This is a genomic window from Pantoea sp. SJZ147 (assembly GCF_007828605.1).
Classification (GTDB): Bacteria; Pseudomonadota; Gammaproteobacteria; order Enterobacterales; family Enterobacteriaceae; genus Pantoea; species Pantoea allii.
The window spans coordinates 181279-207691 of the sequence record NZ_VIVB01000010.1 but is presented as its reverse complement, the minus strand read 5'-3'; the positions used below and the strand labels follow the sequence as shown (position 1 = coordinate 207691).

Genomic DNA, 26413 nt, shown 5'->3' with positions numbered 1-26413 from the left:
GCGCAGGCGCGCTACGATAAATACAACTTTCTGAGCGTTGCCGGCACCGCATCCTCGGCGTTGCTGCCAATCACTTCCAGCTCCGGCAGGGTATCTTTCAGACGCTGGTGCGCGTTAGCCATAATGCAGCCCTTGCCTGCCATACTCAGCATTTCTACGTCGTTCATACCATCACCAAAGGCAATACAGTCTTTCAGCGTAAAGCCTAACTGTTTCGCTACGGATTCAAGCGCATGACCTTTAGAAACACCGCCCGCCATCACCTCCAGACAGGTCGGCAGTGAAAAGCTGACGTTAACGCGATCGCCCCAGCGCGCTTCAATCGCCAGCTCCATAGGAATCAGATGCTCAGGCTCTTCACAGGTGAAAAAGACTTTGCTGATGCCGTCAGTCGGCAATATACCCGGTTCATAAACCTGATAATGGAAATCGGATTCGCGAAAATAGTCTTTCTCTGCCGGGCTGCAACGGCTGACAAACCACTCATCATCGCGATAAACGTGCGTCAGCACTTCCGGATGATGGTACTGCAGCCCAAACAGATCCTGGGCAATATCCATATCCAGATTGTGGCTAAAAATCAGCTCTCCTGCGGGATTGTGCACGCGCGCGCCGTTTGACGTAATCATATACGCCGGAATACCCAGCTTGTCGCGCATTTGCCCAACATCAATATGATGGCGGCCCGTGGCGAAAATAAAGTGAATGCCTTGTGCAACCAGCTGTTGCAAGGTTTCGCGGGCATCAGGCGTGAGGCGATGTTCGGGGGAAAGCAGTGTGCCGTCCAGGTCGGACACAACAATGTGGTACATGAAAACCTCGGGTATCTGTGTCGGTTGGCCGTAGCCGGTAATGTAAACGGAGTACTAATGATGCGACAAAAAGAAATCGACGATCGCATTGAGTGCTTCAGCACGCATGCTGTCTTTTTCAAACAGGATCTCGTGGCGCGCACCTTTAATGATCTGGGGTTTGCGTCCCTCACAGGGATGACCCGCCGCCGCCATGGCGGTACAAAAAAGATCTTGTGAGCGGTTATCTACCACGCTGTCTTCGCTGGCCTGCAGCAGCAGCAGCGGGGTCGTCATTTTATCCACCTGACTGAAGATGTTACGTCCGGCATGAATGCCTTCCCGAACCCAGTGATAAGTGGGTCCGCCAACACGAATGGCCGGATCGTCCGCATAAAAACGCAGGCTGCGCCGATAACGCTCATGGCTGTGTGTCAGGCGATTAATGCCAAAAGGATGCGCCCGCCAGCGCCCTGTGCCTAACGCATAGCCATCGCGCACGGCAGGCCTTTTTTCCGCCCAGTCGAGTATTTTATGCGCCAGAAAAGAGGGTAACGGCAAAGCAATGCCAAACATCGGCGCGACCAGTGCCGCAGCATGAAACGCACCAGGCTGACGCGCCAGAAACAGGGCCAGAATCGCCCCGCCCATCGAATGGGCTAACGCATAACGCTGCTGATAATGACGGCTTACAATCTCTTTGAGATAAAGCGTTTCGAGATCATCAACATAGTGGGAAAACTCCACGACATGTCCACGATGAGAGTCGTCCAGCAGGCGATCCGATCGTCCCTGTCCCCGATGATCGAGCACGATCACGTCAAATCCGCAGTGGAACAGATCGTAAGCCAGCTCGGGGTATTTAACGTAGCTCTCAATGCGCCCGGGTACGATCAAAATAACGCGCTTGTGTTTCGGTGAAATGAACCGGACATAACGTAACGTCAGATTTTCAACGCCGGTAAATTCACACTCTTCACGGCTGTGCCAGAAATCAAGCAATGGGCCGGTAGCAAAGGCGGCAAACGCCTGTTCACGTTGCAGCCAGCTTGCTCTGTGTTGCTTCATCCGCCCTCCTGGTTGCCGAAAAAAAAGAGTCTGAACGGCCGCATGATGCCCGTAGCCCTGCGCATCATTCTGGCGTATTGTGTCACACTTCAGACGCGACAGGGAGTACAACCCATGACCATCGAATGGTGGCTGACCTATCTTCTTACCACCACAATTCTTAGCCTTTCGCCCGGCTCTGGTGCCATTAACACCATGAGCACCGGCATCAGTCACGGTTATCGTGGCGCGGTCGCGTCTATTTCTGGCTTGCAGGTTGGTCTTGCACTGCATATCGCCCTGGTGGGGATCGGTCTTGGGGCGCTCTTTTCCCAGTCGCTGCTGGCGTTTGAGATTTTAAAGTGGGCTGGTGCAGGTTATCTGGTCTGGCTGGGCATCCAACAGTGGCGCACTGCGGGTGCCATTGACCTTAACGCCATGTCGAAAGCCATGCCGCGTCGTCGTCTGTTCAAACGGGCGGTGATGGTGAACCTCACCAATCCGAAAAGCATTGTGTTTCTGGCGGCGCTGTTTCCCCAGTTTATCCTGCCTCACCAGCCACTCATGCTGCAGTATCTGGTACTGGGCGTAACAACCGTCCTGGTGGATATCGTGGTTATGATTGGCTATGCCACGTTAGCCACGCGCATTGCAGGATGGATTAAAGGACCTAAGCAGATGAAGCTGATGAACCGCATTTTCGGCGGCTTATTCATTGCGATTGGGGGACTGCTGGCCAGCGCCAGACGTATCGCCTGACCGGGCTGAGACTGCCGCTGACAGTGACCCTGTCGGCGGCTTACCGCAGTGGCGCTGAAGTGACCGATAATTGGCTATCAGCGCGACAGGATCAGGTGAATGCCAAAACCAGCGAACAGCACGCCCGCCACGCCATCCACCCACTTCGCAGCACGTTGATATTTATCCCGCATCCACGGCAGGGAAAAAATAGCGGCGACCAGAGAAAACCACGCAAAAGTCTCGACACTTATCAGCACGAACAGCCCCCAGCGTTCCAGCTCGCCCATGTCGTTACCGATAAACAATGAGAAGACGCTACCAAAGTAGATCACCGCTTTCGGGTTAGACAAGTTGGTCAGCAGGCCTTTAATAAAGCTTCTGCCTTTCTTTGGCAGCTCGGCGACAGGTTCCTGCTGGACGGGCTGCTTATGACGCTGGCGCGCTGAGCTGATTAACTGCCATCCCATCCATAACAGATAGAGTCCGCCTCCGACCATGATGATTTGGTGTAACCAGGCCATCTTTTGCAGAATCAGATGCAGGCCCATTAATGCCACCCCAGCCCAGACCATAACGGCCAGCGTAATGCCCAAAACACCCAACATGGCTTCTTTGCGCGAACGACTGGCGGCGGTTTGCGAGATAAAAAAGAAATCGGGGCCGGGGCTCATCAGCGCAACAAGATGGACCAGGGCAATGGTACTGAACAAGATCAACATGGTAACGCCTCTTTACTCTTCATCGAGATGTTCTTTAATCATCAGCAAAAAGGGCTTACCAAAACGTTCCAGTTTGCGATGACCTACCCCATTCACGCTCAACATTTCAGACGCACTGACCGGCATCTGCTCAGCCATCTCCAGCAACGTGGCATCGTTGAATACCACATAGGGAGGAATATTCTCTTCATCCGCAATCGCTTTACGCAGCTTGCGCAGTTTAGCAAACAGCTTGCGGTCATAGTTGCCACCATAGACTTTTGCCGACCCGCTGCTTTTCGGTCTGGCGGTTATCAGTCTTGGCACCGCCAGCATCAGCGGGACTTCACCGCGTAATACCGGTCGGGCGGCTTCCGTCAGCTGCAGCGCGGAGTGCATGGCAATGTTTTGCGTAACCAGTCCCAGATGAATTAACTGACGCAAAACACTGACCCAATGCTCATGGCTGTTTTCTTTACCCAGCCCATACACGGGCAGCTTGTCGTGTCCCTGCTCACGGATGCGGTGATTATTGGCACCACGCAATACTTCAACAATGTAGCCCATACCAAAACGCTGGCCGACACGGTAAATACTGGAAAGCGCCTTCTGGGCCTCCACCAGGCCGTCATAGCGTTTAGGCGGATCGAGGCAAATATCACAGTTTCCGCAGGGTTGCTGTCGTCCTTCACCAAAGTAGTTCAGCAGCACCAAACGACGACAGGTCTGCGCTTCGGCAAACGCATTCATCGCATTCAGTTTATGACGTTCAATATCCTGTAACGGGCCGGGCTGCTTCTCTTCAAGGCATTTACGTAGCCAGGCCATATCAGCAGGATCGTAGAGCATCATGGCTTCCGCAGGCAGGCCATCACGTCCGGCGCGTCCTGTTTCCTGATAATAAGATTCTATATTGCGCGGAATATCGAAGTGCACCACAAAACGCACATTCGGCTTGTTGATGCCCATCCCAAATGCCACGGTCGCCACCACGATTTGCAGATCGTCGCGCTGGAATGCTTCCTGTACGCTGGCGCGCTGCGCGCTATCAATACCGGCATGATATGCCCCGACGCTCAGGCCACGGCTTTGCAGACGCGCTGCCGTATCTTCGACTTTTGCCCGGCTGTTACAGTAGATAATGCCGCACTTACCCCGTTGATCCTGCACGTAGCGCAGCAACTGATCGGTCGGCTTAAACTTTTCCACCAGGGTGTAACGAATGTTCGGACGGTCAAAGCTACTGATTTGAATCAGTGGGTCCTGCATATGAAGCAGGTTAACGATATCAAGACGGGTCGTTTCGTCAGCGGTCGCCGTCAGGGCCATCACAGGCAGATCGGGGAAACGCTGGCGCATCTTACCCAGCGCGCCATATTCCGGACGGAAATCGTGCCCCCACTGCGAAATACAGTGCGCCTCATCCACGGCAAGCATACAGGGCTGCCAGTGCGCCAGGCTTTCAAGGAAGTTGTCCATCATCAGACGTTCTGGCGCAATATAAAGCAGCTTAACGCGCCCATTGCGGCAATCCGCCATCACGGCCTGCTGCTGCTCGCGCGTCATGGTCGAATTCAGACAGGCTGCGGCCACGCCGTTCGCCAGAAGTTGATCTACCTGATCTTTCATCAGAGAGATTAATGGTGACACCACCAGCGTCAGCCCCTCGAGCACCAGCGCAGGGATCTGATAGCAGAGTGATTTACCGCCGCCGGTTGGCATCACCACCAGACAATCCCGCCCACTCAGCGCTTCATTGATAATGGCCTGCTGACCGGGACGAAACTGCTGGTAGCCAAAAGTATCCTGCAATACCTGCTTAGCCAACGCTTCCTGATTAAGAACTGCCGAGGTTGCCACTGTATTCCTGACTTAATGGTTAATTAGAACAAATCGTTAAGCGTTACACCTACGCCCAAACGTGTCTGACGGTGGTTATAGTCAATAAGGGATTCGCCATAGCCGCTGAACAGCTGGGTGTAGAAACGCACGTGCGTAGTAATCGGGTAGCTCCAGCCCAGCGTAGCGCCGCCATAGCCGCTATTCCAGTTATAGTTGCCTTCCACGCTGAAAATGCTGTCACCCATCGCGTAGCCCACTTTGGCACGGTAGTAGCCCATGTATTTCGTAATATCGGGGTTATCATCCGTACTGGCGCTTTCAGAAATACGGAACCAGGGTTTGACCTCCACCAGGAAATTACCGTTTTGCGCCATCAGGCGGGTATAAACGCGGTTCCAGCTGCGGGAAGTCGGATCGCTGCGACCATTGGACTGATGATTAACGCCCACTTCAACATCACGCAGCGTCCAGCCAGCGAGAGAGTAATCGGTCGCCCAGCCCAGGAAAATCTGTGGCTCGTAGTTCGTCTCCCGGAAAGGTGACGACTCTTTTTTATTCGATACCTGCCACCATGAGCGCTGCGTGTAAGACGCCGCTAGCACGGAGTTATCACCCACGATGCCGCGCCATAGCGGGAATGCCAGGCTGAGCTGGAATTTCACTTCGTCTTTGCGTGCGTTTTTTGCCCAGTTATAAGAGGAAATCGCCTCTTTATTGATATCGCTGGTGTACGTGTAGAGCAGATAGTTATTTTCGTAAGGATAAAGCACAAACGGATTGTCGTGCTGCTCCAGCAGATTGGCAATAATGCTGCCCCTCACCTGCGGTGCGTCGTGAACGTGTTTGATCGTGGCTTCGTCCGCCTGCGCCAAAGCAGGAAGTAACATTGCCGCCAGCAAGGCGCGATGCTTACGCATAGGATTCTCCGGTGAAAACTGCGTATTCATAAAAGCGAATGGGTGTCTTAAAAAGCAGGACATTCTACACACAAATGTGAGCGAACATCAGCGCTGATTTCCTAAACTGGAAAGCCTGTCGAGCGAAGCATAGAATAAACAAACTATTAACATCTACAGTTTATTTACCAGCTATTCAGGACTAAACACCATGTCATCCGTGCTATTGACTCAGCAGGACGCTCGCCGCCTGGTCGGTGAAATTTTTATTTATCACATGCCGTTTAATCAGGCGCTTGGCCTGGAACTGGATCGCCTTGACGCCGACTACGCTGAAATTAGTTTTGCGAACAAAACCATGCTGGTCGGCAATGCCGCTCAGCAGATCCTGCACGGTGGCGTGACCGCCGCCGTACTGGATGTGGCAGCAGGTATGGTATGCGTCAGTCATGCGTTAACGCGTGATGAAAGTATTAGCGAGGAGGTGCTGCGCCAGCGGCTGTCGCGCATGGGAACGATTGATATGCGGGTTGACTATCTGCGTCCCGGTCGGGGCGAGCGTTTTATTGCCACCAGCCGTTTGCTGCGCGCCGGGAATAAAGTCTCTGTCGCACGGGTTGAATTACACAATCAGCAGGGTGACTACCTGGCGACCGCCACAGCAACTTATCTGACAGGCTGACAGGGAAAAGGAACGTGGGGCTGCCGCGCTGGCATCCCACGTCTACGTCAGATGGGCATCAGAACAGGGTATTCGCATTAGCCGATTTTTCAGGCACCTCCTGAACCACATCCCAGTGCTCAACAATTTTTCCTTTTTTAACCCGGAAAATATCCGTCACGGCCCGGCCACGATCGTTTTTACCGTTGGTTGAGTGCACATGTAGCCACACCAGATCGCCATCCGTTGCACTGCGTACGATGCGCGCTTTTGACTGCGGGTTTTTCCTGAAAAAATCGGAAAAAAAGTTAACAAGCGGTGCCTTACCATTGGGCAATCCGGGATTGTGCTGGCGGTAATCGTCCGCCACAACCCGGGCCGCTTCTGCGACATTATGGTGATTAAAAAATTGATCATAGAAGTTGAGCACCAATGCACGATTAGCCTCTTCCGTCTTGAGATCGCGGCTGTCGCCGGGTTGCGCGGCGTAAACCGCGCCCGCTGTCAGGATACCTACCGCCAGCAACAGGTTTTTCAGAAAGGTGGTCATCATTCTTCTCCTTGCGCATTTGTTATGGCGCTAACCGCTACGCGCCCGAAAGTCAGTCCTGACAGGCCGCCAAAGATGAGCCGGACTCGCCATCAGGTTTTGATATCACACCAGGTCACAAAAATAGACTGGTCACGTTGTGGATGTTACATTCGCCAAAAATGGTTAACAAGAAGTCACGTTGTGATGACCCAGTCACGTGAACGTGACTATTGACGCTGCGCAGGAACTCACCGATGCCAAAATCTTTACCCGCAACCTTTACTTACGAGCAACCTTGTCCCATCCGTGACGTACTTGACCGGATAGGTGATAAATGGAGTTTATTGATTCTTGAGGCGCTGGCCGAACAGACGCTGCGGTTCAATGAGCTTCACCGTCATATCGGGGATGTTGCCCGCCAGGTCCTGTCGCGCAGTCTGAAACGGCTGGAAATGGACGGTTATATCCTGCGGACGCTCTATCCGGAAGTGCCGCCACGGGTTGAGTACAGCCTGACGGATTTAGGCCGTTCATTTCTCAAACCCATGCAGCAACTGATTGAGTGGGCAGACAGCAATCATCAGACCATTTGTCTTGCTCGCCAGCGCGCCCTTGAGCCGGATAAAGACTGACCCTGTTTTATCACCCTATCTGGCTACAGAGATAACGAAGACTGCGGTAATATTGCGGCCCTCTGTCACGCCACGTCACCTTAGTGCCCTCCGGTACAGGACGAATTTTCAGGATATGTTATGGATACCCAGCAAACCCGTCAGGGAATAGGTTTTGCGCTTGGCGCGTATTTTATTTGGGGCATTGCGCCCGCCTACTTCAAAGTAGTCAAGGCCGTTCCTGCCACCGAAATCATGACCCACAGGGTGATCTGGTCAGCCCTGTTCATGCTGTTATTGATCACACTGAGTTGCAGTTGGGGCCAGGTCAGAAGCGTGCTGCGTCAGCCCAAAAAAGTGTGGCTACTGGCACTCACGGCGGTCACGGTGGGGGGGAACTGGCTGCTGTTTATCTGGGCGGTGAACAACCAGCACATGCTGGAGGCAAGCCTGGGCTATTTTATCAACCCATTGATTAACGTTGTGTTTGGCATGATTTTTCTGCGTGAACGCTTTCGTCGTCTGCAGTGGCTGGCGGTGGCCCTGGCGGCCTTCGGCGTGCTTTTGCAACTGTGGCAATTTGGCTCTGTGCCGGTGATTGCTTTAGGCCTGGCGTTCAGCTTTGCGTTCTACGGCTTAATGAGAAAGAAAATTCAGGTCGATGCCCAGAGCGGCATGCTGATAGAAACGCTGTGGCTTTTTCCGCTGGCCGCACTCTACCTGTTTGGCTTTGCCGACAGCAGCACCAGCCACCTTAGCGCCAATCCCATGAGCCTGAACCTGCTGCTGATCGCCGCAGGCATCGTCACCACCATTCCGCTGATGTTCTTCGCGGCAGCCTGTACCCGACTGCGCCTGTCCACGGTGGGCTTCTTTCAGTATCTTGGCCCGACGCTGATGTTCCTGCTGGCGGTGCTGTTTTATGGCGAAACGGTTACGCCAGATAAAATGGTGACCTTTGGGTTTATCTGGCTGGCGCTGCTGGTCTTTATTCTGGATGCCGTGGCATTTTCAGCGCGGAGCCGTGCGCGCAAAGCGTGATATAAAGCGCGCCATTGCCGGGCCGGTCAGAAGAATGGTGAACAAGCGCAGAGTCTGCATCGCCATCACAAACGCCATATCTACCCGGCTTCCGGCAGCAATAATCGCCACCGTGTCCAGTCCACCCGGACTGGTGGCGAGATAGGCGGTCATTAGATCGATATGCAAAACGCGGGTTAACATCCAGGCCAGTCCACCGCACAGCAACATCAGGCCAAAAATTGACAACAGCATCTGCGGCAACGTACTTAACGCCAGTTTGAAAATCGGTCGGGTAAAGCGTAACCCCACGCTCCAGCCAATCATGGCGTACGCCAGCGCAAGCAGCCATTCAGGCATCTGCAGCACTGCCGTGCCGGTTGAATGCAGCGTGGCGCCAATCAGTGCCGGTATCAGTAATGCCCCGGACGGAATACGCAGCCATGGCCCCAGCCAGGCGCTGCAGATGACCAGGCACATCGTTACCAGAAAACCGCCGTTAAGCGCGGGAAACCATATCAGTGAACCCGCATGACCGCCGTCGCCCAGGCCGATACGCGCCACCATGGCCGCCGCGCCCGCAACAAACAGCACACGCAGATACTGCATGAAAGCAACCAAACGCACGTCGGCACCGAATTCGCCCGCCATCGCCACCATCGCTGAGGCACCGCCCGGTGAAGACCCCCACGCGCCCGTGGGACCGGGAAGCGGGCTGAAACGCACCAGCAAAAAGCCCGACAGGCCACTGGCCGCCAGCGTCAGCAGCAGTACCGCTAACACAACAGGCCAGTCCTGTAACAGCGGCGTCAGGATAGAAGGTGACAGGCTCTGCGCAATCATGCAGCCCAGTACCGCCTGCGACAGCAGGAATAACCGCTTATTAATACGCAGTGTGGCACCGGACAGGCCCATGACCACACCAACGATCATCGGCCCCAGCAGCAGGGCGGCAGGCATGTGAAAATACTGGAAGATCGCACCGAGTAATACAGATGACACTAACAGCAGCAGCCACTGCCAGCGCAACGAAAGAGAGTCCATAAAAAAATTAATCAATTATGAAAATTGAGCGGGTAGATTAGCAGAATTAAGGCGGCAGGCCAGCAAAATGGGCCGAATTAACAGCCCGTGCTGATGATTAAAGCCAGTTTTTACGCTTGAAATAGAGATAAGGCGCAAGGCCTGCAAGCATCATCAGGCAAATGGCGCCAGGATAGCCAAAGCTCCACTTCAGTTCAGGCATAAATTCAAAGTTCATGCCGTAGCTGGATGCCACCAGCGTTGGCGGCAGGAAAACCACGGATACCACCGAGAAGATCTTGATGATGCGGTTCTGCTCAATGTTGATAAAGCCCATCGCTGCCTGCATCAGGAAGTTTACCTTCTGGAACAGCGACTCATTGTGTGGCAACAGCGACTCGATATCCCGCAGAATTTCACGCGCCTGCTCCAGTTGGTTGCCTGGCAAACGTGCCTTACGGACCAAAAAGTTAAGTGCACGCTGGGTATCCATCAGACACAAACGCACCTTCCAGCCGATATCTTCCAGCTCGGCTAATCGTGATAACGCCTGGTCGTATTCCTCACCCTGCTGGCCTTCCATGATGACGCGGCTGAGCTTTTCCAGAGCGCTGTAGATGTTTTCAATCTCGTCCGCCAGCTGTTCAATTTTGGTCTCGAACAGATCAAGCAGCAGCTCATAAGCGTTGCCATCAATCAGTGTCTGGTTACGGGCGCGCATACGGTAAAGGCGAAAGGCGGGGAGTTCACGTTCGCGCAGCGTATATAAACGCCCTTCGCGGATGGTAAACGCAACGGTTGAGTTGCCAGCGTGATCTTCGGCATCCTCAAAGAAAAAGAAGGAGTGAATGTGCAGGCCGTCTTCATCTTCAAAGAAACGCGCCGAGGCTTCAATGTCTTCCAGTTCAGGGCGCGTTGCCAGGCTCTGGCCCAGTTCGGATTGCACGCGATCGCGCTCGCCTTCTTCAGGCTCGACCAGGTCAACCCAAACTGACGTGGTCAGTTTATCGCTTTCATCTTCCAGTTCCAGACGCGTCAGGCGGCTGTTATCAAGTTTAAATGCGCTCAGCATAGCAAGACTCCCCATTGCAGACTTTATGGGACAACGCTGTCGGCCGGTCTGAATTCAGACCCGCGAACCTGAACACGGATAAAGGATAAATCAGTGCTGACTCGTGCGACGGATTAAAAAGGGAGGTCGCTGATAACCGCTAAGGCTACCAGCGTAATGAGATAGCCTTAGATGTTATTCCTGAAAACCAGGTTAATGAGCCAGCATCGACTGGGCGTGTCCAAGGCATTGTCCTCTCATGATAATAGTGCGCGCATGTTACGCTGAGACGAAAAAGTCGTCAACACGCGACTAGACGGTTTCCAGTTTGGCGTAGGCTGCCACCAGCCACTTGATCCCTTGCCCCTGAAACGCCACCTGCAGACGGCTGTGTTCACCGCTGCCCTCCAGATTAACGATAGTGCCTTCACCAAACTTGGCGTGACGAACCCGTTGCCCCAGCGAGAATCCCGTGTCGCTTTTGGTCATCGGCGTGCCCATGCGTTGATGACTGACCGGGCGCGTTACACTGGCGCGTAAACGCACTTCTTCGATACAGGCTTCGGGCAGCTCGCCAATAAAACGCGAGGGCCGATGGTAGACTTCTTTACCGTAGAGACGGCGGGTTTCGGCGTAGGTCAGCGTGAGCTTCATCATCGCGCGCGTGACGCCGACGTAAGCCAGGCGACGCTCTTCTTCCAGTCGACCCCCTTCATCCAGCGCCATCTGGCTCGGGAACATGCCCTCTTCCATGCCGACGATAAACACCTGGCTGAACTCCAGCCCTTTCGCAGAGTGCAGCGTCATCAGTTGGACCGCGTCCTGCCATTTGTCCGCCTGCCCTTCCCCGGCTTCGAGGGCCGCATGGGAAAGGAATGCCTGAAGCGGCATCAGATCTTCATCTTCATCCTGGTAGCTGAACTGGCGCGTGGCCGTCACCAGTTCCTCAAGGTTTTCGATACGGGCCTGGCCCTTTTCACCCTTTTCCTGCTCGTACATGATCCACAGGCCAGAGTCCTTGATAACTCTGTCGGTCTGCACGTGCAGCGGCATCTCCGCGGTTTCGCTCGCCAGTGAATCCACCAGCTCACAAAAGCGCTGCAGCGCTGAGGCCGCGCGGCCGGCAAGGGCGCGCGACTGGAGCAGCTCACGCGTTGCCTGCCATAAGGTCATCTGTTTTTCGCGTGCCGTCTGACGTACCACATCCAGCGTGCGGTCGCCCACACCACGCGTTGGCGTATTCACGACACGCTCAAAGGCCGCGTCGTCGTTGCGGTTAGCCATCAGTCGCAGATAGGCCAACGCATCTTTGATTTCCTGACGCTCGAAAAAGCGCATACCGCCATAAATACGGTACGGCATACTGGCCTGCAGCAGGGCCTCCTCCAGCACGCGCGACTGGGCATTGCTACGATACAGGATGGCGCAATCCGCCAGCGCATTGCCGTTTTCCATCCAGGCTTTGATGCGGTTGACGACAAAGCGTGATTCATCCAGCTCGTTAAAGGCACAGTAGACAGAAATGGGTTCACCATCGCTGCCGTCGGTCCACAGCTCTTTCCCCAGTCGGCCGCTGTTGTTGGCGATCAGGGCATTCGCAGACTTCAGGATGTTGTTGGTCGAGCGGTAGTTTTGTTCCAGACGAATGGTATCCGCGCCGGGAAAATCCTTCAAAAAGCGCTGGATATTTTCCACCTGCGCACCACGCCAGCCGTAAATGGACTGATCGTCATCACCGACGATGATCACTTTGCTGCTGTCGCCCGCCAACATGCGAATCCAGGCATACTGAATATTGTTGGTATCCTGAAATTCATCCACCAGAATGTTAGTGAAACGCTCGCGGTAGTGATTCAGGATGTGGGGTTTGTTTAGCCACAGCTCATGCGCCCGCAGCAGCAGTTCTGCAAAGTCGACCAGCCCGGCGCGATCGCAGGCTTCCTGATAGGCCTGATAAATCCGTAGCCAGGTTTGTTCTACCGGATTGCCGTAGCTCTCAATATGCTTTGGCCGCAAACCTTCATCTTTCTTGCCATTGATGTACCACATGCCCTGGCGCGCAGGCCACTGCTTCTCATCCAGGTTCATCGCTTTGATCAGGCGCTTCAGCAACCGCAGTTGGTCTTCACTGTCGAGGATCTGGAAATCCTGCGGCAGACCCGCGTCAAGATGGTGAGCACGCAGCAGACGGTGTGCCAGACCATGAAACGTCCCTATCCACATTCCGCCCTGGCTGGTGCCAATGAGCTGCTCGATACGGTGGCGCATCTCTGCCGCCGCCTTGTTGGTAAAGGTCACCGCCATAATGGAGTACGGCGAACAGTTTTCTACCGACAATAGCCAGGCGATACGGTGCACCAGAACGCGTGTTTTTCCGCTGCCCGCGCCCGCCAGCACCAGCAGGTTACTGCGCGGGGCCGCAACGGCATCGCGCTGTTTGTCATTCAAACCGTCGAGCAGTTCAGAAACGTCCATAAGCACCAATAAGTCAGAAAATGCGAAGCATAAGACTGGATAAATTTACAGCCATTATAACAGCGAGGTCAGTGATGCCAACTGTGAAATTTCAACGTGTGGCAGCAGGCGGGCATCATCAATGTGCATCAGGTTGCCCTTACGCAGATTAATCCAGCAAGCTTGCATGCCAAAACGAATCGCGCCAGTAACATCGGTAGTGAGATCGTCGCCGACGTGCAAAATATATTCTGGGGCGATATCAAGGCGTTGCGCAGCCAACTGATACATATCCTGCCACGGCTTGGCGCGTCCATCCGGTCCTGCCCGCAGTGAAAACTGGAAGTAGTTTGCCAGACCGAGTTTTTCAGGCTGGGCATTGCCGTTGGTGATGGCCACCAGCGGCACTTTTTCCGCCAGGGCTTTCAGCGTGTGATGCGTTTCAGCCGGCATATCCACCTGGCTGCGCCACTGATGAAACACATCCATTACCTGCGCCGCGCCCCTGGCGGCTTCGGTTGCCGTTAAACCGGCATGACACATAACATGTTCTACCGAACGGCGACGCCATTCAGACACATCATGGTAGATATCGGGTTCACGTAAACATAGCTGTTTACGTGATTCAGCCACGTCGTCAGGCGTAACGTGACGCAGTGCCGGATGGAAAGCCTGCAGGGCCGCATGGGATGCTTCTGTGGTTTTGCGAATCACAGGATAGTTATCATAAAGCGTGTCATCTAAATCGAAAGTGATTGCTTTAATGTCACGCAGAGGGCGATAAAACTTCATTCACTCTTTCCTCGTTTGGCGCGGGGATGGGCGGCATCATACACCGAGGCCAGGTGCTGAAAATCAAGATGGGTGTAGATTTGTGTGGTCGAGAGATTCGCATGGCCCAGTAATTCCTGCACGCCACGCAGATCGCCGCTCGACTCCAGCAAGTGGGTGGCAAAAGAGTGACGCAGCTTATGGGGATGAATGTGGCTGGTCAGACCCTGCTTAATCCCCCACTCAGCAAAACGCTTTTGCACATTACGCGCCGAGATACGAGAGCCGCGACTGGAGAGAAACAGCGCATCATCTGCGGGATTAAACGCGATACGCAGCGGCAACCACTGCTGAATCCAGCTAACGGCGGTGCGGCCAATCGGCACGCGTCGCTCCTTGCTGCCTTTTCCTGTCACCCAGACTTCGCCCGCCTCAAGATCGACATGGCGACAATCCATATTGACCAGCTCGGAAAGACGTAATCCCCCGCCATACATGACTTCCAGCATGGTGCGATCGCGTATTGCCAGCGGATCATCAAGGTCAATATCCAGCAACTGGCTGACATCATCAACGTCGATATTTTTTGGCAGGTGGCGGCCATTGCGCGGTGTGGCGATCCCTTTCGCCGGATTGGCAGGCAGCATGTCCTGGCTAACCTGCCAGTCAAGAAAACTGCGCAATGCGGACAGGCGCAGCGCCAGACTACTGGCGGCCAGACCTGCGCGCCGGCTGCGGGCGGCCATGCTGCGGACCATAGCCGGATCGAGCTGTGACCATGCGCTGATTTTCATCTCGTCGGCAATCGTCACCAGTGCGGCCAGCTGACGCGCGTAGCTGCTCAGGGTGAGAGGGCTGAGCTGGCGTTCAACCTTCAGGTGGCGCAGAAAGCCGTCAACGGTTTCCTGCAACACGCTGCTCATGCGCGCGCCACCCAGCGCTCCAGCAACGCAGGCATCATCTGTGAAAGGTGTTGCAGCAGCAGAGTTCCCATACCCGACTGATAGTGCAGGCTGTCACGGCTACTGAAGATAATGATGCCAAGCTCACCGTCGTCACCCATCAACGACATGGCCACTGAACCAATGGCTTTTGCCTGCGGCAGCAACAGCAACAGCTCCGGGCCATTAATACTGCCCAGATAGTGCTGTTCATTACCGAAGCGCTGAATGCGAAGAGGTTCGAAAGCCTGACGCGCCAGGCCAAGCTGCACAAAGTCAGACGGCGCGCCCAGCCGCCACCGGTCATTAAACAGGCGGATATTAGCGCCCGCAAGGCCAAGATCGCGCGCCCAGCGGTGCAGGCGATTAAGCATATCCTGCAATGAGCTGGCGGCGGCCAGGTGACTTTGCAGCGAGAGCAGTCGCGCGAATAACTGCTGGTTCGCGGTGGCCTGCTCCATCAGCAGCGTGATCTCTTCTTCCAGCCGCTGAATGTGGTTGCGCTGGCGCGCCATGTGCCATTCCACCAGCGATACGCTTCCGCGAACCGGATGCGGCACCGCCATCTGTTCGACCTGACGCGCGTTGCGCATAAAGAAGTCAGGATGCTGTCGCAGATAATCACTGACGGCCTGATCGTCCAGCAGGACAGCATTTTCCGCCTGCTCTTCGATATTTTTCATAAGTGAATAAACCCATCGTAAACATGTGTGGCCGGGCCGGTCATATAGAGCGGCTGTCCGACGCCTTTCCAGGCGATATGTAACGAGCCGCCTGGCAAATCAACGCGTACTTTCTGGCTTAAAATACCCTGCTGGATACCACAGGCCACCGCTGCGCAGGCACCACTGCCGCATGCCTGCGTTTCGCCTGCACCGCGCTCATAGACGCGCAGCCGGATGTGCTCCGGATTAATGATTTCCATAAAGCCAACGTTGACGCGCTCCGGGAACCGTTCATGGCTTTCCAGAACCGGGCCTAAAAGCTCAACCTGGGCAGTGGTCGTGCTTTCCACCTGGATCACGCAGTGTGGATTGCCCATAGAGACGGCACCGAACATCACCGTTTGCTCCGCGACGCGCAGCAGATAAAGATTCTCGGCTTTATTGGCGCGAAAAGGCACCTGCTGGGGTTCGAAATTGGGCTCGCCCATATTCACGCGCACCAGATCGTCCGGCGTAACGCTTAACACCATGCGCCCCGCCTGGGTGCTCACGCGAATATCGCTTTTATTGGTTAGCCCTTTTAACTGAACAAAACGGGCAAAGCAGCGTGCGCCATTACCACACTGCGCGACTTCGCTGCCATCAGCGTTAAAAATGCGATAGTGAAAGTCGAGATCGGGATCGTAAGGCGGTTCAACAATCAGTAACTGATCGAAACCAATCCCCAAATGGCGATCGGACAGCCGGCGGATCAATTCCGGCGAAAAAAAGACGTTTTGCGTCACGGCGTCCACAACCATAAAATCATTGCCGAGACCGTGCATTTTGGAGAACTGCATTTTTTGCTCCGCCGGATGCGCCATAAGTGTTATTTCATTTGTGAGCTTGAATCACCCGTCACCAGACCACCCACATCCGCTTTAGACGCGTCGGTTTTCTGTTTTTGCGTTGATGCTGGCGTCGGCGCAGTTTGTTTTGGCGTGTCCTGCGGTGGGAAGTAGAGCGGTCCTTTCAATCCACAGCCTGCAAGGCTTATCAGTGCCATTGTCATCGCTAACAGGCTTATCACTTTCTTCATTCTTTATGCTCTTCATATCCTGTGACCTGGATGCTTATCATCGCAGTTGAAGGTGGAAAAGCAACAGGAAATGCCAGCAAATCACGTGAGCGTTGTGGCAAGCCCTAAAGATAGCGTCACAGCGGGCCTGTAGAACTCAATGCACCTGATAGCGCGGCTGATAATCGTTGTTGTCGTTATCAGGCTGCGAGGCACAGAGTTCGGTGAGTGCCTGATTTCTGAATGGAATGACCTGATAACGTTCACCGGTGTTCACGATCTGGTAGAACTGCGGCAGGTTAAAATTGATAAAACTTGAGCCGTAAGTGAAACGATCGTGTGACGAGGAGTAAAAACGGCTAACGTCACGCACCAGCTCTTCTTTGCTGCCTTCGCAGTGGTGATACACCTCAACACGGTTGCTTTCATCCAGAATATAAATGTTGAAACCCCGATCGTCGGTAGTGTCCTCAAAAAAGAACTGGATGATGCCTTCGCTGGCGTAGCCATTGACCACAGGCGGCAATGGCGTCTGATTCGACTCGACCTTAATCGACAGGCCGTGGAGCTTGTTGTTGGAGATGGCACCATAAAACTCAACGGCATTTTCCAGCTTCTGAACCGACACACCCATGCGTTCAAAGAACAGTCCCCAGGTCTGGCCGGCCATGCGCAGTGCTTTGAAGCGCCCAGGCTCCTGACGCGTACTGGAAAGACGCAGTTCAATACATTCTGACACCAGCTGCTGCACGCGGGTACGGATTAATCCACGGAGATGCTGGCTGTAACAGAACACCTCCACGGTGTCAGGCGGTGAAGCATCCTGATGCATTTTGCCAAGAATCGTTTTCAGCCCTTCAATCATCGCCTGTTCGCCGCTGAAGTGCAGTGTACGAACTTCATTCCATGAGTTGCGATACAGCAGATCGATACTGCCAATCAAACACTGCTGCTGCTGGCCAAAGCTGAACACATCAAGCTTGCGGAAATCGAAGTGCACCACCTGGTTACGAAACGCCGAGGTCGGATCGTGCTCAAGGTTAACGATGATGGCCAGATGGCGAATTTCACACGGGCTGTAAAGCGCCTTAGGCGTTGGCGCAGGCAGACGCAGCGGGAAATGGCTGGAAACATCGTCCACCAGTTCCTGCAGACGCGCCAAATCGCATAGCTCATTGCCCTTGATGTGCAGGCGCGTTTTGCTGGTCAGTAACCCATTGAACCAGGCCCAGGCCACCAGCTTGTTAAGATAGCGGTTATATTCCAGCGGCTGGTGACTGATGATCGAACTCATATCCGGCGACTGGTTGTACAGATACCAACCCGGGCGATTAGCACGGCCGGGTGGCACATGAATAAAGGTCAGGTTGGGTTCCGAAAGATCGGGGGAAATTTGCGGATTGACCAGCGTCACCTTGCCGGGCAGCGCTTCAAAAGCGGCGTACAATTTACGGGTCAGCACGCCGATATCCTGCGGGCTGGCGCTGACGCTTAAATTGTTGCGACGGGCAAAACGAATAAGGTTGCGATAGCTTTGCATCATCGCATCCAGCAATTCATTGTGTGCTTCACGCACGCGCTCGATTTTCCATTCTGCGCGGTTGTCCAGAATGGCGAGTTTCTCCTCATCCCATCCCCAGGCTTTAACCAGTTGCGACAGAATCTCACGGCGCCAGCCACTGCGCTGCTGGTGCTCCTCGGTCGTCAGTTTTTCGCAAACTTTCAGGTAGAAGCAACGGCGGACCAAATCGAGGCGGGGCTGATCGTCAATGCTGGTGAGGTAGTGCGTCACGCGCTCCAGCATCATACAGTAAGGATCAAGACCGAAGCAGACGATCTCCCCGTCGTGCAAACGCTGTTTGATATCCATCGCCAGCAGTTTGGTGTCCGGGTATTCCCAGCTATAGGCTTCCAGCAACAGCGTTTTCAGCACCGCTTTATAGGGCGAATCGATACTTTTATACAGCTGCCACAGGCTGGCACCGAAATACTCTTCGGCTGACAGCGTGCTGAGCCCGCCCAAATCCAGCCACTCGTTCGGGGTGAGTACGCCTTTCGCATAGAGCGACATCACATAGTCATCGTAATGATGCTCTTCTTCGCCAGGCACCATATTCCACAGAATACGTTTACCAGCCATTCTCACCGCCGTGCGATAGAACTCATCCAGCAGCAAAATATGCTGGGTAGAACCGCAATCTTCGCCACCAAGATTGCCGCTTTCGTTGTGGCGGAAGCGGTTTTCATCAATCAGGAAAAAGCTGACTTCGATGGCCTGTGAGGCACACCATTTTTGCAGCAGCGCACATTTACGCTGCAGATTCAGGCGTTCTTCGTTATCCAGCCAGGATTGATGGCAAACCCAGATATCCAGATCGGACACGCTGTTTTGCCCGACGGAGGAGGTGCTCCCCATCGAATAGATACCGGTGATGGGCAACTCGCCTTTCGGCGCTTCGACCAGGGAAAGTTCCTGTTCGCCCGTTAACTCTGCGAGCAGTTGCAGCTGGTTTTCATCAGGCGTGAAGACGTTGATGCCGTGGGGAACGCTACCTTCAAGGTAACCCGGCATCAGCGGATGTTGATAATGTAGTAAGATCGGAAGCAGACTGTAGACGCGCTGAAAAGCGGGTCCCATGGCAGCCAGAGCGCGGTCAACGCGTAGCTGGTTAATTGCATCCAGTCTCTGTTTTAGTGTCTCAATGTAGAGGTACAAGACGTTTCGCCTGGTTGTCCTGGAGTTAAAAACCCTGTTCCCGCTATCTGCTACTTATTAATTGAGTGTCGTGCAGATAATTGCTGGAAACGTGATCAATCTATCACTCGTCGGATTGACCGTAAAGAAAGTTACGCTACCGACATTTTAGCACGGTTTCGTCTACTTTTCGCTCACTCTGCTCATAGCCTGAGATTACTGCCTGATATGTCAGGTTTAATCTACGGGCGGTTCTTTTCAATCCGTTGAAACTGACAGCATTCCCTCAACGATGATAGGATATTCGATGAACGATCTAAATGGTTAACGGCATGTTAAACAAAATTTTCAGAATTGCTACACGACAAAGTCCCCTTGCCATGTGGCAAGCACAATATGTACAGCAGCGTTTGCTCAGTGCCCATCCCGGCCTGCGCGTGGAGTTGGTGCCCATGGTGACAAAGGGCGACATCATTCTTGATACACCGCTGGCAAAAGTGGGCGGTAAAGGGCTCTTCGTTAAAGAGCTTGAGCAGGCGATGTTAGAAAACCGGGCCGATCTGGCCGTGCATTCGATGAAAGATGTGCCCGTGGCGTTCCCGGAAGGGCTGGGCCTGGTCACCATTTGCCAGCGTGATGACCCGCGCGATGCGTTTGTCTCCAATCACTATGCGTCGATAGATGCGCTGCCACAGGGTGCCGTTATTGGTACGTCCAGCTTACGGCGTCAGTGTCAGATTAGCGCACGTCGTCCAGACCTGGTGATTCGCTCTCTGCGCGGTAATGTGGGAACACGATTGAGCAAGCTTGATGCCGGCGAATATGACGCCATTATTCTTGCCGCCGCCGGGCTGAATCGCCTGGGGCTTGCCGATCGCATTCGCCAGCCGCTGCCTGCGGACGTTTCTCTGCCGGCCGTGGGCCAGGGCGCAGTCGGGATTGAATGTCGGCTAGACGACAGCACCTTAATTGGATTGTTACAGGCATTGAATCATGACGATACGGCGGTCTGTGTGAAAGCCGAACGCGCCATGAATACCCGACTTGAAGGCGGCTGTCAGGTTCCCATCGGCAGCTTTGCCGTGCTTGAAGGTAACGAACTCTGGCTTCGCGGCCTGGTGGGCGCACCTGATGGTAGCGTCGTGGTGAGCGGTGAGCGCCGTGGACCACGCGATCAGGCAGAACAGATGGGTATTTCGCTGGCAGACGAGTTGCTCAACAGCGGCGCGCGTGAAATTCTGCGCGACGTTTACCAGGGACAACCTCCCGTATGACCATTCTGGTGACACGCCCGGAACCCGCAGCGGCTGAGCTGGTCTCACGCCTGCACGCTCAGGGTAAACAGGCGTGGAGCCTGCCGCTGATTGAATTCGCCCCGGGTAACGATCTGCAGCAGTTACCGGCAGCCCTTGCCACACTGAAACGCGGCGACCTGGTGTTCCTGCTTTCGCAGCAGGTTATTCACTTTGCACAGCACGCCATCAACGCATGGCCCGCCGACGTAGACTATTATGCAATTGGTCGCAGTACCGCTTTGGCTTTTCATACGATCAGTGGTTTGCAGGTGACCTATCCTCATGCGCATGAAACCAGTGAAGAGTTGATAAAACTGGCGACACTGCAGCAAATGGCGGGTAAGCACGCGCTTATCCTGCGAGGAAACCAGGGGCGCGAGCTGCTGGCAGAAACACTGATAGCACGCGGCGCACAGGTCACCTATGCGGAGTGCTATCAACGTTGCCAAAAACACTATGACGGTGCCATTGAAGGCCGTCGCTGGCGCGATCGTAATATTGACACGCTGGTTGTGACCAGCGGTGAGATGTTGCATCAGCTGTATTCGCTGTTCCCCGAGGTCGATCGTGAGGAATGGCTGCTCCGCTGTCGACTGCTTGTCGTCAGCGAACGTTTGGCTTCCCTGGCCGCCAATCTTGGTTGGCAGACGATTCAGGTAGCCGATGGTGCCGATAACGATGCGCTGCTGCGCGCGTTATGTTGAACTTAACAATGGGATGTGCCAGATATGACGGAACAAAAAGACACCTCCGCCGTGGTTGAAGAAACCACTCCAGCGGTTGATCGCCCCTCTTCTACCCAGGAAAAATCACCGCGTAAGCGTCATAACGGCGGCATGGTGCTGGGTGCAGTCGCGATCGTCATCGCACTGGCGATTGGCGCAGGGTTATACCTGAACGATAAACACCAGGCCGAACGGCAGGCGCAAACCAACCAGGATCTGAGCGACCAGCTCGCAAAGCTGCAGCAACAGGCGAACAGCGACAAACAGCAACTCACTCAGCAGTTGAATGCCGCAGAGAAAACGCTGGAGACCGCCCAGTCGCAACAGGCTGCTTCGGCGAAAGAGCTGGAAACGTTGCGTGAAAAGATGGCGTCCATATCAGGTAACGACGTACGCAGTTGGTTAGTGGCCCAGGCGGATTACCTGGTGAAGCTGGCCGGTCGTAAATTGTGGAGCGACCAGGATGTGACTACCGCTGCAGCGCTGCTAAAAAGTGCCGATGCCAGCCTGGCAGACATGAACGATCCCAGCGTTATGAACGTTCGTCGTGCATTGACTCAGGATATCAGTACGCTTTCCTCCCTCTCTCAGGTGGATTATGACGGCATCATTCTGAAACTTAACCAGTTATCAAACGGTGTGGATAACCTGCGTCTGGCGGATAACGATAGCGATGAAGCGCCCATGGACAGCGACAGCGGTGAGCTATCCAGTTCCATTCGTGAATGGCGTCAGAACCTGGTGAAAAGCTGGCATAATTTTATGGATGACTTTATTACCATCCGTCGCCGCGATAATACGGCGCAGCCGCTGTTGGCACCGAATCAGGATGTTTACCTGCGCGAGAACATCCGCTCTCGCCTGTTGATCGCGGCTCAGGCCGTGCCGCGCCATCAGGAAGAGATTTACAAGCAATCGCTCGAAACCGTCTCTGCATGGGTACGTGCATGGTATGACACCAATGATGCCTCGACGAAAGCGTTTCTGGCTCAGTTGGATGAATTAAGCCAGCAGAACATTAATATGGACCTGCCGGACAGCCTGGAAAGCCAGCCGTTGCTTGATAAGCTGATGCAAACCCGCGTTCGTAACCTGATGGCACAACCCTCTGCCGCCGCTAACCAGCAGGGAGGCTAATCATGCTTAAGGTATTTATCCTCTTTGTCCTGCTGATTGCCGGCATTGTACTGGGGCCGATGATCGCGGGCCATCAGGGCTACGTGCTGATTCAGACCGACAACTGGAACGTTGAAACCAGCGTAACAGGCCTGGCCATTATCCTGATTATCAGCCTGTTAGTGATTCTGGCGGTTGAATGGATACTGCGCCGTCTTTTCCGTACCGGGGCGCGTACCCGCGGCTGGTTCACTGGTCGTAAGCGCCGTCGTGCCCAGCGCCATACGCAAAATGCCCTGCTTAAGCTGGCAGAAGGCGATTTCAGGCAGGTTGAAAAACTCCTGTCTAAAGACGCCGAGCATGCTGATGTCCCCGTGGCTAACTATCTGTTAGCGGCGGAAGCCGCACAGCAGCGTGGCGATGAGATGCGGGCCAACCAACATCTTGAACGCGCGGCTGAGCTGGCAGGCAATGACGTGATTCCGGTTGAGATTACCCGAACCCGCATTCAGTTGGCTCGTCATGAAGATCATGCCGCGCGCCATAGTATCGACCGCCTGCTTGAGGTGGCGCCACGTCACCCGGAAGTGCTTCGTCTGGCTGAGCAGGCTTATGTTCGCACCAACGCCTGGAGCGCACTGCTGGACATTCTTCCCGCCATGGAAAAATCACAGGTCGGAACCGAAGAGCAGCGCACCCTGCTACAGCAGCAAGCCTGGCTGGGCCTGATGAACCAGGCGATGGCCGATCAGGGCAGCGAAGGGTTGAAACGCTGGTGGGGCAATCTGAGCCGTAAAACACGTCATGAGACAGCATTGCAGGTGGCGATGATTGACCATTTGATTGAGTGTGATGATCACGACACCGCGCAGGAGATTTTGCTGGATGGGCTGAAGCGTCATTACGACGACCGCCTTGTACTGCTGATGCCTCGTATCAAGAGCGGCAATCCAGAAGCACTGGAAAAAGCCTTACGCCAGCAAATCAAACAACATGGTGCCACGCCTTTACTGCACAGCACCCTGGGGCAGTTGCTGATGCGTCACGGCGAGTGGGAGCAGGCAGCAGAATCACTTCAGCAGGCGCTGGCTCAGCGCCCTGACGCATTTGACTACGCCTGGCTGGCGGATGTTTACGATCGCCTGCGTCGCCCGGAAGACGCGGCAAAGATGCGCCGTGAAGGCCTGTTGCTGACGTTGAAAAACAATCCCGATGCCTGATTGATAGCACCTTAGCGCATCACATAAAAAACCGGGTTAGCCCGGTTTTTTTACATCCGTTATTTCAGGCAAAAAAAACACCTGCCATAAGCAGGTGTAAGATCAGGTCGGTTTGACAACCGAAAGGTACCCGACTCAACGTGGTGTCTGATAACCCTGTAAGACTTTCGCGATACAGGCAGGCAGACAACAGGTACCCAAAATTGGCTCTGCGTCATTCCCAGGTTTATGTAGCCTAAGCAGACATAAGAGGTGGAATGAGCATCTACACTCTGATTATTGCATAATTCATGCCAGTTGCAGATTTTATTTTATCTTTTCTTAAAAATCATAACGTTAAAAATCAAAAAATGATCAGGCTGATTGAGATTTGTGATATCCGTCGGGTTATAACGACAAAACCCGGCATGGATGTCGCAAATAAGCGACATACAAAGTAAAGACCTGTCAATTACTTATAAAACAACCCGTTAAGCGTCTCGGTTTTGCGACAGTTTGTGTTATGGCATGATCCGGGGTTGATCCATTGAGAGGTCTGTCGCTGAGCCTGCTGGGCGGGCTGATTAATAAGATATCAATCGCCCCTGGGCCGTTGCACTCGGGCCGTTGCCTTCGCAACGTTGTCTCGCTTCGCCCGGCGCAAACGGCCTTCGGAGGTGCTCATCCTCATTTTATTCAGGCGAAAAAAAACTGTCTTTTCAGACAGGTTTCTAAAATGGTCGGCGAGAGAGGATTACGCGCCCCTGCGGGACGCGCCCTTCGGGCCGTTGCATTCGCAACGTTGTCTCGCTTCGCCCGGCGCAAACGGCCTTCGGAGGTTCTCATCCTCATTTTACACAGACGAAAAAAAACCTGTCTTTTCAGACAGGTTTCTAAAATGGTCGGCGAGAGAGGATTACGCGCCCCTGCGGGACGCGCCCTTCGGGCCGTTGCATTCGCAACGTTGTCTCGCTTCGCTCGGCGCAAACGGCCTTCGGAGGTTCTCATCCTCATTTTACACAGACGAAAAAAAACCTGTCTTTTCAGACAGGTTTCTAAAATGGTCGGCGAGAGAGGATTACGCGCCCCTGCGGGACGCGCCCTTCGGGCCGTTGCCTTCGCAACGTTGTCTCGCTGACGCTCGGCGCAAACCTCCTTCGGAGGTTCTCATCCTCATTTTATTCAGACGAAAAAAAACCTGTCTTTTCAGACAGGTTTCTAAAATGGTCGGCGAGAGAGGATTCGAACCTCCGACCCACTGGTCCCAAACCAGTTGCGCTACCAAGCTGCGCTACTCGCCGATTTTTTATTTTGTTTTGCCTGGTGCGAAGAGAGGGACTTGAACCCTCACGTCCGTTAAGACACTAACACCTGAAGCTAGCGCGTCTACCAATTCCGCCACCTTCGCGTATCCCAGCAAAATCTGGGGTGGCTAATGGGACTCGAACCCACGACAACTGGAATCACAATCCAGGGCTCTACCAACTGAGCTATAGCCACCACTGTACTGAATGTTGCAAGTCAAACCCACAGCATTTAAAACTTTGTTACTAACGCGGTACTCAAACCACCGAAGCTCTTACGCACAAACTAAATGGCGCGCCCGACAGGATTCGAACCTGAGACCTCTGCCTCCGGAGGGCAGCGCTCTATCCAGCTGAGCTACGGGCGCGTAGCGCCGTTGCGGATGTGCATACTAGAGATAAGCGCCCATCCTGTCTAGTGCTTTTTAAAGAAAATAGCGCGTTTGATTACGCTTTGTGCATTTCGTCGACAATTAACGCATTTACGCCAGCACAAGTGCTAAAAACCTGGCATTAATCAGCGATCTCAGAGATCACCACGCCAGTGATAACGCAAATATTTCACCAGCTTTAACTGTCTATGTATGCGGCTGGGTTGCTTAATCAAGCGATAGAGCCACTCCAGTCCAAGCTTCTGCCAGATTAAGGGCGCACGCTTTACATGCCCCGTAAACACGTCGTAAGTGCCGCCTACGCCCATATATAACGCATCGGGCCAGTGATGCCGACACTCGGCCATTAAACGCTCCTGCCGTGGCGAACCCAGCGCCACCGTCACCAGCCTGGCACCACTCGCCGCAACGCGGGCAAACAGGGCGTCCCGTTCGTCAGGGGAAAAATAGCCATCCTGAGCACCGACAATATTCACATTCCACTGACGACGTAATTTATCGCAGGTTTCATCCAGTACCGCCTGCCGGCCCCCAATCAGGAACACTGGCGTTCCATTGCGGCCCGCGCGCTCCATCAAGGCTTCCCACAGGTCTGCACCAGCAATGCGCTGCACTGAGGCGTGAGGATATTTCTTGCGAACAGAGCGCACGATGCTGATGCCGTCGGGGTATTTGAATTCAGCCTGCTCAATTTGAGCGCGCAGCGCCTCATCGTGCTCGGCATTCAGCACCTTTTCCGCATTGATAGCCACCAGCGTTCCTGTCCGAATACCTGACAGCGGCATCAGGAAATCCACAAAAGCAGTCATGCTGTTAAAAGTGTAAAGCGTAATACCGCGAATCACATAGCGTGGCGTATCGGAAACCGTGCTCATTTCTTTTTAAT

The 26413-nt window shown here is 54.2% G+C and carries 25 protein-coding genes, 4 tRNA genes and 4 other RNA genes; 8 read left to right on the top strand and 25 right to left on the bottom strand.

Annotated elements, in window-relative coordinates; translation table 11 throughout:
* Positions 1 to 11: 11 nt before the first annotated feature.
* Entirely contained in the window at positions 12 to 812 is an 801-nt protein-coding gene (gene yigL, locus FBY13_RS15915; RefSeq protein ID WP_063877913.1) for a sugar/pyridoxal phosphate phosphatase YigL, read from the bottom strand.
* 54 nt (positions 813 to 866) lie between these two features.
* On the bottom strand, positions 867 to 1859 hold the full coding sequence (gene pldB, locus FBY13_RS15910; protein WP_063877912.1) for a lysophospholipase L2: 993 nt from the start codon (positions 1857 to 1859) through the stop codon (positions 867 to 869).
* A 114-nt stretch (positions 1860 to 1973) separates the two neighbouring features.
* Between pldB and rhtB the strand changes: the two genes are divergently transcribed.
* A complete protein-coding gene (rhtB, locus tag FBY13_RS15905; protein ID WP_063877911.1) occupies positions 1974 to 2597 on the top strand; it encodes a homoserine/homoserine lactone efflux protein in 624 nt (207 codons plus the stop codon).
* 77 nt (positions 2598 to 2674) lie between these two features.
* On the opposite strand, the gene rhtC is transcribed toward rhtB, so the two are convergent.
* The 3 genes from rhtC to pldA are packed head-to-tail and all read right to left on the bottom strand — an operon-like array spanning position 2675 to position 6036.
* On the bottom strand, positions 2675 to 3298 hold the full coding sequence (gene rhtC, locus FBY13_RS15900) for a threonine export protein RhtC (RefSeq protein WP_109717891.1): 624 nt from the start codon (positions 3296 to 3298) through the stop codon (positions 2675 to 2677).
* A gap of 12 nt (positions 3299 to 3310) precedes the next feature.
* On the bottom strand, positions 3311 to 5137 hold the full coding sequence (recQ, locus tag FBY13_RS15895; protein WP_063877909.1) for an ATP-dependent DNA helicase RecQ: 1827 nt from the start codon (positions 5135 to 5137) through the stop codon (positions 3311 to 3313).
* 23 nt (positions 5138 to 5160) lie between these two features.
* Entirely contained in the window at positions 5161 to 6036 is an 876-nt protein-coding gene (pldA, locus tag FBY13_RS15890; protein WP_109717892.1) for a phospholipase A, read from the bottom strand.
* A gap of 190 nt (positions 6037 to 6226) precedes the next feature.
* Between pldA and FBY13_RS15885 the strand changes: the two genes are divergently transcribed.
* Complete coding sequence (locus FBY13_RS15885; protein WP_145394591.1) at positions 6227 to 6697, top strand: thioesterase family protein; 471 nt, start codon at positions 6227 to 6229, stop codon at positions 6695 to 6697.
* Between the two features lie 58 nt (positions 6698 to 6755).
* Here the strand turns inward: FBY13_RS15885 and FBY13_RS15880 are convergent, their stop codons facing one another.
* Positions 6756 to 7229 (bottom strand): nuclear transport factor 2 family protein, encoded by a 474-nt coding sequence (locus FBY13_RS15880; RefSeq protein ID WP_145394590.1) that lies wholly within the window; start codon positions 7227 to 7229, stop codon positions 6756 to 6758.
* 233 nt (positions 7230 to 7462) lie between these two features.
* Between FBY13_RS15880 and FBY13_RS15875 the strand changes: the two genes are divergently transcribed.
* Both FBY13_RS15875 and rarD read left to right on the top strand, forming a co-directional pair.
* The gene (locus FBY13_RS15875; protein ID WP_096012942.1) at positions 7463 to 7840 is read left to right on the top strand and encodes a helix-turn-helix domain-containing protein; all 378 of its coding nucleotides are present in this window, start codon (positions 7463 to 7465) and stop codon (positions 7838 to 7840) included.
* Between the two features lie 120 nt (positions 7841 to 7960).
* Positions 7961 to 8860, top strand: coding sequence for an EamA family transporter RarD (gene rarD, locus FBY13_RS15870; RefSeq protein WP_145394589.1), 900 nt, complete (start codon positions 7961 to 7963; stop codon positions 8858 to 8860).
* Here rarD and FBY13_RS15865 read toward each other — a convergent pair.
* The 10 genes from FBY13_RS15865 to FBY13_RS15825 form a co-directional block, all read right to left on the bottom strand.
* The gene (locus FBY13_RS15865; RefSeq protein WP_145394588.1) at positions 8831 to 9883 is read right to left on the bottom strand and encodes an AbrB family transcriptional regulator; all 1053 of its coding nucleotides are present in this window, start codon (positions 9881 to 9883) and stop codon (positions 8831 to 8833) included. The two genes, rarD and FBY13_RS15865, sit on opposite strands and share 30 nt — an antisense overlap.
* Positions 9884 to 9980: 97 nt before the next feature.
* A complete protein-coding gene (gene corA / locus FBY13_RS15860) occupies positions 9981 to 10934 on the bottom strand; it encodes a magnesium/cobalt transporter CorA (RefSeq protein WP_014606985.1) in 954 nt (317 codons plus the stop codon).
* Positions 10935 to 11101: 167 nt separating this feature from the next.
* Positions 11102 to 11158, bottom strand: a complete 57-nt coding sequence (ysgD, locus tag FBY13_RS23920; protein ID WP_349887138.1) for a YsgD/CorL family protein — start codon at positions 11156 to 11158, stop codon at positions 11102 to 11104.
* Positions 11159 to 11225: 67 nt separating this feature from the next.
* Entirely contained in the window at positions 11226 to 13388 is a 2163-nt protein-coding gene (gene uvrD / locus FBY13_RS15855; protein ID WP_063877902.1) for a DNA helicase II, read from the bottom strand.
* 54 nt (positions 13389 to 13442) lie between these two features.
* A complete protein-coding gene (yigB, locus tag FBY13_RS15850) occupies positions 13443 to 14159 on the bottom strand; it encodes a 5-amino-6-(5-phospho-D-ribitylamino)uracil phosphatase YigB (RefSeq protein WP_145394587.1) in 717 nt (238 codons plus the stop codon).
* Complete coding sequence (gene xerC, locus FBY13_RS15845; protein ID WP_063877900.1) at positions 14156 to 15061, bottom strand: tyrosine recombinase XerC; 906 nt, start codon at positions 15059 to 15061, stop codon at positions 14156 to 14158. The genes yigB and xerC overlap by 4 nt, the downstream gene beginning before the upstream one ends.
* The gene (locus tag FBY13_RS15840) at positions 15058 to 15762 is read right to left on the bottom strand and encodes a DUF484 domain-containing protein (RefSeq protein ID WP_145394586.1); all 705 of its coding nucleotides are present in this window, start codon (positions 15760 to 15762) and stop codon (positions 15058 to 15060) included. The genes xerC and FBY13_RS15840 overlap by 4 nt, the downstream gene beginning before the upstream one ends.
* Positions 15759 to 16583, bottom strand: a complete 825-nt coding sequence (gene dapF / locus FBY13_RS15835) for a diaminopimelate epimerase (RefSeq protein WP_063881073.1) — start codon at positions 16581 to 16583, stop codon at positions 15759 to 15761. Before dapF ends, FBY13_RS15840 begins: the two co-directional genes overlap by 4 nt.
* A gap of 29 nt (positions 16584 to 16612) precedes the next feature.
* Positions 16613 to 16822 (bottom strand): lipoprotein, encoded by a 210-nt coding sequence (locus FBY13_RS15830; RefSeq protein WP_145394585.1) that lies wholly within the window; start codon positions 16820 to 16822, stop codon positions 16613 to 16615.
* A gap of 136 nt (positions 16823 to 16958) precedes the next feature.
* Positions 16959 to 19517, bottom strand: a complete 2559-nt coding sequence (locus tag FBY13_RS15825; protein ID WP_096012937.1) for a class I adenylate cyclase — start codon at positions 19515 to 19517, stop codon at positions 16959 to 16961.
* Positions 19518 to 19828: 311 nt separating this feature from the next.
* Between FBY13_RS15825 and hemC the strand changes: the two genes are divergently transcribed.
* Genes hemC through hemY form a run of 4 tightly spaced genes read left to right on the top strand, consistent with a single transcriptional unit; the run spans position 19829 to position 23852 of the window.
* On the top strand, positions 19829 to 20770 hold the full coding sequence (gene hemC / locus FBY13_RS15820) for a hydroxymethylbilane synthase (RefSeq protein ID WP_109717960.1): 942 nt from the start codon (positions 19829 to 19831) through the stop codon (positions 20768 to 20770).
* A complete protein-coding gene (hemD, locus tag FBY13_RS15815) occupies positions 20767 to 21495 on the top strand; it encodes a uroporphyrinogen-III synthase (protein ID WP_063877896.1) in 729 nt (242 codons plus the stop codon). The genes hemC and hemD overlap by 4 nt, the downstream gene beginning before the upstream one ends.
* Positions 21496 to 21519: 24 nt before the next feature.
* Positions 21520 to 22653, top strand: a complete 1134-nt coding sequence (gene hemX / locus FBY13_RS15810) for a uroporphyrinogen-III C-methyltransferase (RefSeq protein ID WP_096012935.1) — start codon at positions 21520 to 21522, stop codon at positions 22651 to 22653.
* 2 nt (positions 22654 to 22655) lie between these two features.
* A complete protein-coding gene (hemY, locus tag FBY13_RS15805; protein ID WP_063877894.1) occupies positions 22656 to 23852 on the top strand; it encodes a protoheme IX biogenesis protein HemY in 1197 nt (398 codons plus the stop codon).
* Between the two features lie 557 nt (positions 23853 to 24409).
* Here the strand turns inward: hemY and FBY13_RS15800 are convergent.
* From FBY13_RS15800 to wecG, 9 genes are all read right to left on the bottom strand, one after another.
* Positions 24410 to 24536, bottom strand: a non-coding RNA gene (locus FBY13_RS15800) — RtT sRNA.
* A gap of 32 nt (positions 24537 to 24568) precedes the next feature.
* Positions 24569 to 24697, bottom strand: a non-coding RNA gene (locus FBY13_RS15795) — RtT sRNA.
* A 33-nt stretch (positions 24698 to 24730) separates the two neighbouring features.
* A non-coding RNA gene (locus FBY13_RS15790) (RtT sRNA) lies at positions 24731 to 24859 on the bottom strand.
* Between the two features lie 33 nt (positions 24860 to 24892).
* A non-coding RNA gene (locus FBY13_RS15785) (RtT sRNA) lies at positions 24893 to 25022 on the bottom strand.
* Positions 25023 to 25055: 33 nt separating this feature from the next.
* A tRNA-Pro gene (locus FBY13_RS15780) sits at positions 25056 to 25132 on the bottom strand.
* 20 nt (positions 25133 to 25152) lie between these two features.
* Positions 25153 to 25239: transfer RNA gene (locus tag FBY13_RS15775), tRNA-Leu, on the bottom strand.
* Between the two features lie 16 nt (positions 25240 to 25255).
* Positions 25256 to 25331, bottom strand: a tRNA-His gene (locus FBY13_RS15770).
* Positions 25332 to 25426: 95 nt separating this feature from the next.
* Positions 25427 to 25503: transfer RNA gene (locus tag FBY13_RS15765), tRNA-Arg, on the bottom strand.
* A gap of 158 nt (positions 25504 to 25661) precedes the next feature.
* Positions 25662 to 26402 carry a lipopolysaccharide N-acetylmannosaminouronosyltransferase gene (wecG, locus tag FBY13_RS15760; RefSeq protein WP_145394584.1) on the bottom strand — a complete coding sequence of 247 codons (741 nt, stop codon included), beginning with the start codon at positions 26400 to 26402 and terminating at the stop codon, positions 25662 to 25664.
* Positions 26403 to 26413 lie beyond the last annotated feature (11 nt).